The 10246-nt window shown below is 61.5% G+C and carries 9 protein-coding genes; 3 read left to right on the forward strand and 6 right to left on the reverse strand.

Translation table 11 applies throughout. The annotated features are described in order from the left end of the window. Positions 1-26: 26 nt before the first annotated feature. Genes FEZ60_RS30430 through FEZ60_RS30450 form a run of 5 tightly spaced genes read right to left on the reverse strand, consistent with a single transcriptional unit; the run spans position 27 to position 5184 of the window. Positions 27-923 carry an STM4011 family radical SAM protein gene (locus FEZ60_RS30430; RefSeq protein WP_172937775.1) on the reverse strand — a complete coding sequence of 299 codons (897 nt, stop codon included), beginning with the start codon at positions 921-923 and terminating at the stop codon, positions 27-29. Further along, a complete protein-coding gene (locus tag FEZ60_RS30435; RefSeq protein WP_172937776.1) occupies positions 920-2260 on the reverse strand; it encodes an STM4012 family radical SAM protein in 1341 nt (446 codons plus the stop codon). The genes FEZ60_RS30430 and FEZ60_RS30435 overlap by 4 nt, the downstream gene beginning before the upstream one ends. Then, positions 2257-3126: an STM4013/SEN3800 family hydrolase gene (locus tag FEZ60_RS30440; protein WP_346343426.1), complete on the reverse strand. Its 870-nt coding sequence runs from the start codon at positions 3124-3126 to the stop codon at positions 2257-2259. The genes FEZ60_RS30435 and FEZ60_RS30440 overlap by 4 nt, the downstream gene beginning before the upstream one ends. Then, a complete protein-coding gene (locus tag FEZ60_RS30445; protein WP_242484925.1) occupies positions 3123-4265 on the reverse strand; it encodes an STM4014 family protein in 1143 nt (380 codons plus the stop codon). Before FEZ60_RS30445 ends, FEZ60_RS30440 begins: the two co-directional genes overlap by 4 nt. Next, positions 4231-5184, reverse strand: coding sequence for an STM4015 family protein (locus FEZ60_RS30450; RefSeq protein ID WP_172937777.1), 954 nt, complete (start codon positions 5182-5184; stop codon positions 4231-4233). The genes FEZ60_RS30445 and FEZ60_RS30450 overlap by 35 nt, the downstream gene beginning before the upstream one ends. Before the next feature lie 395 nt (positions 5185-5579). Between FEZ60_RS30450 and FEZ60_RS30455 the strand changes: the two genes are divergently transcribed. Beyond that, positions 5580-7115 (forward strand): amino acid permease, encoded by a 1536-nt coding sequence (locus FEZ60_RS30455; protein ID WP_092808555.1) that lies wholly within the window; start codon positions 5580-5582, stop codon positions 7113-7115. 91 nt (positions 7116-7206) lie between these two features. On the opposite strand, the gene FEZ60_RS30460 is transcribed toward FEZ60_RS30455, so the two are convergent. Continuing rightward, the gene (locus FEZ60_RS30460; protein WP_045067153.1) at positions 7207-8040 is read right to left on the reverse strand and encodes a DoxX family protein; all 834 of its coding nucleotides are present in this window, start codon (positions 8038-8040) and stop codon (positions 7207-7209) included. Positions 8041-8129: 89 nt separating this feature from the next. Here FEZ60_RS30460 and FEZ60_RS30465 point away from each other — a divergent pair, with 89 nt between their 5' ends. Beyond that, positions 8130-9290 carry a PQQ-dependent sugar dehydrogenase gene (locus FEZ60_RS30465; RefSeq protein ID WP_116103088.1) on the forward strand — a complete coding sequence of 387 codons (1161 nt, stop codon included), beginning with the start codon at positions 8130-8132 and terminating at the stop codon, positions 9288-9290. A gap of 109 nt (positions 9291-9399) precedes the next feature. After that, positions 9400-10246, forward strand: an 847-nt coding sequence (locus FEZ60_RS30470; RefSeq protein WP_172937778.1) for a DUF222 domain-containing protein, incomplete at its 3' end; no start/stop codon positions are given.

The following is a 10246-nucleotide window of genomic DNA, read 5'->3' on the forward strand; positions in this document are numbered from 1 at the left end:
GATAACGCGGCCGGGGATCTTCTGTTTCACCGCACTACGTGCAGGGGTAACTGCCTGCTCACACGCGCACTCGTCAGCGTGGCCGGTATGCGCTCGAGCACTCCCCCGGCGAAAGCGTCGTAGAGCGGTAGCGATTCGAGATGCACGTAGCCGATGTGACAGTCACACATCGTTTTTGGACATTCTCGTGCGGTCAGTGTTTGCTCGAGACTGCCGTCGTAGAGATTACCGATCACCTCGGGGACAAAATGGCACCGCCGAATGGTGCCGTCACCGTCGACGGAAATGACGGATTCTCCGGTTCTGCAAGCTTTTCCGACGCTCGGATGCGGGTTCCGGCTGTAGGGAAAAAGCGGGTCCAGTTCGGTCCAGACCTGCGCTTCCTCATCCGAATACACCCGCCCCTCGGCTGCATTCACCCACAGGTAGACATTCTCGGGCAATTTCTGGCGCAGCTCACGGGCAACTTCGAGATGCTCCGGGAATCCGACGACTCCCACCGAATAGCGGATGCCACCTCCGTCGAGTTCCCGGCATTTCACAAGAAATCTTTCGAGCGAGATCTGTCCCGGATGAAATGTGCACCACAGCGCCAGCGTCGACGGGTCTGCGTCGGCAAGCCACGTGGTGCGAGCGCTGAGATTGGTTTGTATCGCAACCCGTTCGACGTGAGGCAACCAACTCAGTTCCGCGAGAGTGCGCCGATACCAGGACCGCACCAGTGCCTCACCCCACGGCGTGAACAGCACGGACAACCGTAGATCCGTCCGCTCGGCCACCCAAGCTGCAAACCGTTCCAATGATGCTCTGTCCGAACGTAATTCGGCTGGCGGATCACGGCGTTTCGCGAACGGGCAGTAAGGGCAGTCGTAATTACAACTCGCCAACGGACCGCGGTAGAGAATCGACAACGAGGAGTTCATTTGGCCTCGTACTCTGCCATGTCCCGGTGGACACTCGCTGAGAACAACGCCGGGCCGATCGCGTCGGAGTGCGCCAGACCTTCGGGCGAGAGTTTCAGTCGATCGGGCTGTAGATCACCCGCCAACCACCCGGCCGCTTCGAAGGCCTTCAATTCCTCCGGAAAGTCGTCGATAGGTAGTGTTCCGAACCGCGCGAGATAGTCGGACAGATCCATCCCTTCGGCCTGAAGCACCGACTGGACGAGATGCCTGCGACGCGTCTCATCGGGAGTCATGAATCGACCGACTTCCGCGTAGGCGAACTCGTCGGCCGGCCGGGCGATGAACGTGTCGATGATCCCGCGGATCTCCCGCATGTCCACCGCGTAATCGAACGAATAGTGAAGGTCAGCGGTGTACGAGCGTGCGCCGCACCCCAATCCGATCATGCCGTCGGTCTGGCACGCGTAGTCGGCCGCCCCGTCGATGACCGCGCCCTCGCGCTGGAACATACGCATCGAGACCTGCCGATACCCGGCCTGCCCGAGGTAGTCGCGGCCGAACCGATACAAGCGCAGACGCCGCTCGTCCCACTCGGCATCGGATTCCGTGACCGCTGTTTTCTTGCCCAAACCCGTGAGCGCTCGAACGTAGAGCGGATACAGATACAGCTCCTCCGGTTCCCACGCCAACGCCGCGTCGAGGGATTGCCGCCAGGTCTGCTCGGTCTGACCGTCGATGCCGTAGATGAGATCGATGTTGAGCACGGGAATTCGAGCGTCCCGGATCCGCCCGAGCGCGGCGTCGACATCGGCCCGCTTCTGCGGCCGCGCTGCCGCCCTCGCTTCGGAGTCGATGAAGCTCTGCACTCCCAGACTCAGGCGAGTAGTTCCGCGGGCTGCCAGCACGGACATCCGGTCGGCGGTTACCGTCGACGGCGACGCCTCCACCGAGAACGGAACAGATGAAAGATCGGCGCCCATGCTGAGTTCCGCGATGTCGCACAATCTGTCGAGTTCGGCGGCGTCGAGAAAGGTCGGGGTGCCGCCGCCGAAGGCCACGGCGTCGTAGTGAGTTCCGTCGCCGACAGCGTCCGACACAACACGTGCTTGGCGCTCGAGTGCGTCGAGGTATGCGGTGGTCATCTCACCCGGCGCGCCGATACGAGTGAACAAATTGCAGAATCCGCAGCGAACCTCGCAGAACGGAATATGTAGGTACAGCGACAGTGCGTCTTTCGGCTCTGATGCCCACAATTTCTGCAACGACGGGCGAGGCTGTAGCGGCCGGTACGCCGTCTTGTGCGGATACGCATAAACGTAATTTTGGTACGGACGTACCGTAACTGCGAGACTCATCGCTGTGGACCTTCCACGAAGAAATGTGCATAGGGAACTGTCCACACGCTGTCGTGACCCAGCCGGTGCCCGGTCCAACCGTCGTCGCCGTACGCTGTGCCGTGATCGGAACAGACGATGGCAAAGCACCGCCGCCGTGAACTCATGGCCTGTAGCAGTCGTGCGATATGGCGGTCGATGTATTCGAGTGCGGCAGCATGGGACTGGAGGGTGTCTCCCGACTCGGCGCTAGCACCTGCAAGGTGGAACCAATTGGGTTGATGCAGCGCAGCGGCATTGACGAACAGGAAAAGCTTCTGGTCCGGTTCGAGACCGGCCACCACCGTCTCGGCACACTCGACTTGCGCTTCGAAGGATTCCGGAGACGTCACACCGAAGCGCGATTCCCAATAGCTCTCGTCGAACATCGAGGGCATCACCGAACCTAGGGGCGCGGCTTTGTTGAAGAACCCGACCCCGCCGATACACACAGTGCGGTAGCCGACCTGCCGCAGGCCGTCCACCACATTGGGGCCCTCGAACACAAACGTTCCGTCGGCGGTGGATTCACTCCCGGCGAATCGAGCAGCGAACAATCGAGGGTGCGGACCCTGGCTGGCCGGGGTCGGGAGAAAGCCGGCAAAAATCGCCTGATGAGAGGCGTAGGTGAAACTTCCCGGGGCATGGCGCTTTTCCCACCGTCCCCCGGGGAGGTACGACGCGAGAGTGGGAATGCGCCCACTCGCGGCCAGTTCGCAGGCGACGTCGTAGCGGAGCGTGTCCAACGTGAGCAACAGGATGTCGTCCTGCCCGACGACCTCATTCATGTCGGGGTAGCTCGTGTCGACGTCGTTCATGTCGACGTCGTTCATGTCACGGTTGTTCACCGGGCATACTCCACGTTTTCCGATTTCTGTAGCGAATCTACTTGTGCTTGATACGTAGTCATTCCCTCGGCGGGGCTTCCGGGCAGACCGGTAAGCCCCGGCAGGAGATCTCCGAACGCATTGACCTCCCCCACCGTGAAGCGTCGCCACCCGACGCCGGGCAAGACGTCGATTCCGACATGGGGTGCCGCCGGAAAACACGCTGCTGCCCGCTCACTCAATTCCAGAAGCTGTGACCAGTTCTCACCTGCAACAGTCATCGCGTCGACGAGTGCACCGCGGGTACCGCCAAGATGCAGATTGGTAAGCGGAGAAGCGCTGGTCCGCACTACGGCATGGGTGGCAACACCCCCGACAACCACCACACGAACGTCGGCGGTGCGTCCGCCGAGCGATGCTTTGGGTATCCACGCTTCGACATGAAGTCCGTCGGGCGCGAGCCGATCGACAATTGACGCGATGGCAGCCCTCGTTCGATATGTGCGCACTCGAAGTGAGTTGTGCAGCGCACCATCAGCACTCACTTCCACCGACGTGACGGCCCGGACCTGCCCGCGCGGACCCCATTGCAGCGCAATCACTCCCGACGCCGACGAGCCGTGAGCAAGCTTGACGAACACTCGTGGCATGTGTGCGTCGGCTGCTAGTTGCTCGAGTTCGGCGTAGCTTCGGGGCGCAGTCTCCAACGCCGCGGGGACCCGTACCCCGGCAGCGTCGAGGTGGCGATGGCAGCGCCGTTTGTCGAACATCATCGCGATCTCGTTCGCATCACCGAGAACCCGAGCACCGACGCGATCTGCTCGATCGGTAATCTCGCGAATCTCGGTAGTGAATCGTCGATACCACTTGCCGGTGCCCTCAACCCGTGTCGACTCGTCCGTACCGCGAAGGTATCGGTCCACCACGGAATCTTCTCCGGGCGAATCGATTCGAACGATCTCGCCAGCGTCGAAACCATAATCTCGACCGATAATCTCACGCCAACCCAGAACACGCGGAGTCGGCAATCCCGCTGCCGTGACCGCGTCGACAAACCCGGAAACTCGACGATTGCCCGTAACCCCGATAACTACGAACCGCGAATGGAAAGGCGGCGACGAGGGATTACTCGGAGACTGCAACATATCGACAGATCTCATCGTCGTACTCATCCGCGTCGGTCTGCTCGGACAGATCGACCCGAACTCCCAATTCGGCGCAATGCCGGGTCAATTCCGTGATCGCGGCATCACTGAGAAAATGGTAGTGCAGGTCGAGAAACTCGAGACCCTTGAAAGAACTGGTGCCGAGAAGCGCTTGGGCGCCGTCATCCGAGAGCGTGCCCATCGAAAGATCCACCGTGGTGAGCTGCCCGAGAATCGGGGCAGTAACAATCGCCTTGGCGATATCGTCCTGAATCTCGCTGTTACGCAGACCCAGGTGCCGCAACGACGGCAATTTCGTACCGCCGAGAATGACAGCCAGATCCTCGATGGTCGCGTCTCCCCCGTAATTGTCTGTCCCGAGCCACAGATCGAGAAACTCGAGCGCCGGGAAGTTACTCGAGGACACACCGTGGACAACTGCGGCGGGCAGTCCACCCGACTCGACGGTCAATCGACGTAGCGCACTATGACTGGTTTCTGGGAACTGCAATTCCGTGCCACCACGAATGCCGAACTCGACCAACTCCGGAAACGCGCCGAGTACAGGAGTGACGTCGGATTGCTGAATCCAGGAAATCTCCTGCTGCTCCTGTGTGATGTCCGCGAGAAATAGCGCCCGCAGCGACGTCAACCGGTGACGTTGCTCGACAACCAGTTCCACGATCGACGACGAGTTGACCTCGTACGACTCACCCCACTGGCCGATGATCACTGCCTGCACCGCCGACAGGTCCACCTTCTCGACAAACCGTGCCCAGGCCTCGGAAAACTCTTCCGAGTCATCCGAATACGGTTCCACCGAGATGCGCCACGCCACAGCACCCGCAGCGGGCAGTGCTGAATCAGTCGCCCCCGCAGCTGGGAAGTCGAAAGCCGGAAGCCCGTGCAACGCGTCGAGATGGGCCTGGATCATCACGATCTCCTTCAAGTCGGGTACCGCGAGCGTCGCGGTTGATCGCTTATTGATAGCAAGACCGACCGACAGGTACTGAAATGACGCGACACGACGCGCGGAGAGACTGACCGGAATGCGCTGCTGCTGCGGACAATTCGGACGCATTAGTACGAAATGTGCGTGATCGAATTCACTTCCCGTAGTGTGCACGGAGCCAGCTGATCAAAACAGATATGTACGGGGGGTTGATGGCGAGTGAAGTGATCATTTTATTTAGTTCAGTGGCCGCGACTTGCGCACTGCGCTCACCAATGGTTCCCTCATCTAGTCGATGAGACCCACATCACATTCGACAACTGTCAGCCACCTCCCGTCCCCCACAAGGTCGCCGGGAATCAATCAAGGAGCAATACATGCCCGGAGTCGGCATATGGCGCACCAAATCCGTCGAGCAATCGATCGCGGACACCGACGAGCCTGAAACCAAGCTCAAAAAGGAACTGACCGCGAAGGACCTCACGGTCTTCGGCGTCGCCGTTGTCATCGGCGCAGGTATCTTCACCCTCACCGCCAGAACAGCCGGCAACGTAGCGGGCCCCTCGATCTCACTGGCCTTTGTTCTTGCAGCCATCGCGTGTGCACTTGCAGCTCTCTGTTACGCAGAGTTCGCCTCGACGGTCCCCGTCGCCGGCAGCGCGTACACGTTCTCGTATGCGACCTTCGGCGAATTCGCAGCCTGGATCATCGGCTGGGACCTGATCCTCGAATTTGCACTTGCCTCCGCCGTGGTCGGCAAGGGGTGGTCGCTCTATCTCGGCAATGTGATCGGGGCGAGCGGAAGCACCACAGCTCACATCGGATCCATCAGCTTCGACTGGGGCGCACTGCTCATCATCGGAGCGATCACACTCATTCTCGCGATCGGCACCAAGGTTTCGTCCCGAGTCTCTGCCGTCATCACCGCGATCAAGATCGCAGTTGTTCTCCTTGTCATCGTCGTCGGTGCGTTCTACATCAAGAAGGAGAACTACTCGCCCTTCATCCCGCCCGCCGAAGGCGCAGAGAGCACGGCTAGCGGAATTCACCAGACACTGTTCTCCTGGCTGACCGGAGCCGGCGGAAGCAGTTACGGCGCATACGGTCTCCTTGCCGCTGCCAGCCTGGTCTTCTTTGCCTTCATCGGGTTCGACGTCGTCGCTACCACCGCCGAAGAGACGAAGAACCCCCAGAAGTCACTGCCGCGCGGAATCTTCGGCTCGCTCGCGATCGTGACCGTCCTGTACGTCGCTGTCACCCTGGTTCTGACCGGCATGGTCAAGTACACCGAACTCAAGGACGGTAGCCCACTCGTCGGCGACTCGAGTGCCACGCTCGCCACCGCCTTCGAAGCCAACGGGATCGGATGGGCACAAACTGCCATCAACTTCGGCGGCCTCGCCGGCCTGACCACTGTTGTCATGGTCATGATGCTCGGCCAGACCCGCGTCCTGTTTGCCATGTCACGTGACGGCCTGATGCCCAGGAAGCTTGCCAAGACCACCAGTAAGGGCATCCCGCTGCGCATCACACTGATCGTCGGCGGCATCGTCGCAGTGCTCGCTGCCTTCTTCCCCATGGGAACTCTCGAAGAGATGGTCAATATCGGCACGCTGTTCGCCTTTGTGCTCGTCTGCGTCGGCGTGATCGTGCTTCGCCGCACCCGTCCCGATCTGCCGCGCGGATTCCGCGTGCCGTGGGTGCCGTTCGTTCCGATTCTCGCGGTTCTCGCCTGCGGTTGGCTGATGCTCAACCTGTCGGTCGAAACCTGGATTCGATTTGTGGTCTGGATGGCGATCGGCGTTGTCGTGTACTTCGCGTACGGTCACCGCAAATCGGTACTCGGTCGCAAGCTGAAGGACGGCACGGCGATCCCGGCCGCCAATGCCGCACCGGTGCTCGTCAAGGATTGATCAACCCAGATCGACAAACAGCAGCCGCCGCCTTCCCTTTCGGAAAGGCGGCGGCTGTTTTGTTCTGCATCGGATTTTGTTCTACATCGGATCAGATGAGCGGGTTCGCCCCGTTCAGGAAAATCCACGTGCACACGCCGGCACCGATACCCAGAATCAGCACAACCAACGAACCGATGAAGGGCCGCTTCGCCCAGCCTCGGCGGCCGTCCAGCGCGATTCGCCCTGGTCCCGTGAGGATGATCACACCAGCGCAGATCCCCAAGAGCATCTCGTACTCGGTTCCGTTTGGCGCAAAGTACTCGAGACCGGGCTCAGCCAACTGACGAAGCGCCCATGCATTGATCATCACGGCCAGCACCGACGCCGCGGCAATCGGAGTCAACAGACCCAAAATCAGCAGTGCGCCACCAGCCACCTCGCCGACCGCACCCAAAATTGCCAACAACTTGGCCTGTTCGAATCCCGCTTCGGCCAACATCGTTTCGAAGCCGCCCAGCCCCGGGCCGTTCCACAAACCCGTCAACTTCTGCAAGCCGTGCACCAACGCGGTGCCGCCCACCGCCAACCGGAGCGCCAAAAGACCGAGATCCAGTGTTCCTCGGCTCGGCCGCGGATCTTCGGCCACCGGAATCGGGTCTGCGACTGCGACCGCGACCGGATCGGCCGGCATCTCGTACGCGGTATCGCGTGTGAGCACCTCAGTCGGTTTATCAAGTAACCCCGGACGATATGCCGGGATTTGTTCGGTCACGGAATTTGCTTGCGCTGAACCGAAATCGAGATCGTCGTCGGTTCGCGGCAACGAATTGCGGGCATTCACCGGAGGAAACTGCTCCGTCGGTGAGTCGTAAGGACTGGACACTTTGCCCGTCGCCACGCCGGGTTCCGACAGTTCGCTGGGGTCTTTTCGCTCGTCAGTCACGTAGGAGAGCCTAAAGCGGTGACGCGACGAGGTCGGGGAACCTACTCCGGCGTGGCGGCGCAGGGCATCGGTTACGTAACGTCTTCACCATGACTACGGGTGGACGCAACACGTCGCGCAGAACACGACGCGCCGCATCGGCAACCTTGGCACTCGCCTTCGCTGCGTCCATCCTTTCCGGTTGCGCCGACTTCGACGAATCGACGGCAAGCCCGTTCACTCCGGAACCGACCATCCAATCGAACGCGGAAGTTGCGCCGCAGAACCCGCAACCCTCGACAACTACCGCTCCGCCCATAGCACCGCGCGGCCCCCTCGGCCCGTGTGTGGATGCCGACCCGGCGGTCATCGCAACGTGCCTCGACACCACCGGTGGACTGCTCACCCTGCCAGACGGAAACTCAGGTCTGGTTGCCGAACGCCGGACCGGCCGGATCCTGCAGGTCGCCCCCGGCCAAATCCCCGTCGAGGTCGCCAAGATCGACGTCGACGGAAGTGCTGACGGCGGACTACTCGATATTGCCCTGTCCCCTACCTTCGTCGAAGACAACCTGATCTACGCGTACGTCACGACGGGCTCAGACAATCGTGTGGTCCGCATTGCGCCGGGCGACACCGCAAAGGTAGTCCTCGGAGGAATTCCTCGGGGCGCCAACGGGAACCGAGGTTCCCTCGAGTTTGCCGCACCCGATCAACTCATGGTCCTGACCGGAGATGCCGGAAATCCAGCTGCTGCAAACGATCCCGCATCACTGGCCGGCAAGCTGCTTCGTGTTCGATCCCTCGCCCCCAATGCCACTCCCCCGCGCCCCGACGTTGTCCTGTCAGGTATCGGTAATGGCGGTGGCGTGTGCGTGGAACCCGGCATCGCGACGTGGGTCACCGATCGCACCGCACTGGAGGATCGCCTCCAACGGGTAGGTGCAGACGGTACCGTGACCGCTCCGGCTTGGACGTGGCCCGACCGCCCGGGAGTAGGCGGCTGCGTGGCAGTACAAGGCGTTGTTGCAGTGGCTTTGGGCGCGGGTAAAGCCGTGGCTTCACTGGCAACCGACCCCGGTACCGGCGCCATCACCACACCGCCGGGTGCTGTTGCCAAGGATACTTACGGTCAACTCGAAGGCCTGGCGTTGGGCGCGGACGGATTGCTGTGGGTCAGCACCGTCAACAAGTCGGCGGGCGAACCTGGCCCGAATGACGACAAGGTAGTGAAGATTCCCATGCCCAGCGGCGGCGGCGGAGTCGACTGATACTCGTCAAAAGCTAAGCCGCCCTGAAGTTTCCAGTCAGCATTCAGACTTTTCCGACTGATTTTCAGGAGCCCTCCCAATCGAACAGGATTTCGATTACGGTGGGGGAATGTTCGATCCAGGGGTGGGAAGTTTCGGTATCTCGGCACAGCTGAGTGGTACCGAAACTGATTGCGCCCTCGTTGATTTGATGGCCGAATTGCATTCGTGCGAGGCGATGTTGGTCGAGCGGAAACTGGCCGTGGTGGCGGAGTTCTTCACCCGCCGTAGCGCCGAGCATGTCGAGGGTGGCACGTGGACGTCGTCGGCGCACGAGTTGGCCGAATCCGAGGTCAGCGCGGTCCTGACGATGGGACGGGCTGCTGCCGGGAAGCTCATCGGGTTGGGTTTTGCGTTGAAGACGCGGTTGCATCGCATGCGGGCGGCGATGGCCCGCGGTGAACTCGACTTCTACCGTGTCTCGTTGATCGAGTCGGCGACGGCGAATGTCAGCGACGAGCTGATCGACGAAGTCGAACGCTTGTTGCTCGAGCAGGTGTTGGCTCCACCGGTGGACGGCGGTACCGGGTTGACGGGTCGCCGGTTGACGGCGGCGATCGACCGGATCGTGGCCCGCGTCGATCCGGAAGGCATGCGGGAACGACGACGCCGAGCCCTCGCCGATCGGTTCGTGGGGGTCAGTGCCGCCGAAGACGGGATGGCCCGCATCTTGGGCAGTATCCCGGCGGAGCAGGCCCGCGCCTTCGACGGCCGGTTGCGGGAACTGGCGATGTCGTTGTGCCGCCACGACTCCCGCACCTATGAGCAGCGCCGAGCGGATGCGTTGGGCGCTTTGGTGAGCGGTTCAACGGTGTTGGTGTGCGACTGCGACCGCGGTGATTGCCCGCAGGACCGCAGCGGCATGGTCATCATTCGCCGGCCACTCGTTCATGTCGTGATGCACGAATCCACCTTCG

It is taken from the genome of Rhodococcus sp. MS16 (assembly GCF_013277795.1).
Lineage (GTDB): Bacteria > Actinomycetota > Actinomycetes > Mycobacteriales > Mycobacteriaceae > Rhodococcus_F > Rhodococcus_F globerula.

Excerpts from the sequence above, each read along its gene's own strand:
- FEZ60_RS30430 (WP_172937775.1), bottom strand. The coding sequence starts at position 923 with ATGAACTCCTCGTTGTCGATTCTCTACCGCGGTCCGTTGGCGAGTTGT.
- FEZ60_RS30435 (WP_172937776.1), bottom strand. The coding sequence starts at position 2,260 with ATGAGTCTCGCAGTTACGGTACGTCCGTACCAAAATTACGTTTATGCG.
- FEZ60_RS30445 (WP_242484925.1), bottom strand. The coding sequence starts at position 4,265 with ATGAGATCTGTCGATATGTTGCAGTCTCCGAGTAATCCCTCGTCGCCG.
- FEZ60_RS30450 (WP_172937777.1), bottom strand. The coding sequence starts at position 5,184 with ATGATCCAGGCCCATCTCGACGCGTTGCACGGGCTTCCGGCTTTCGAC.
- FEZ60_RS30455 (WP_092808555.1), top strand. The coding sequence starts at position 5,580 with ATGCCCGGAGTCGGCATATGGCGCACCAAATCCGTCGAGCAATCGATC.
- FEZ60_RS30465 (WP_116103088.1), top strand. The coding sequence starts at position 8,130 with ATGACTACGGGTGGACGCAACACGTCGCGCAGAACACGACGCGCCGCA.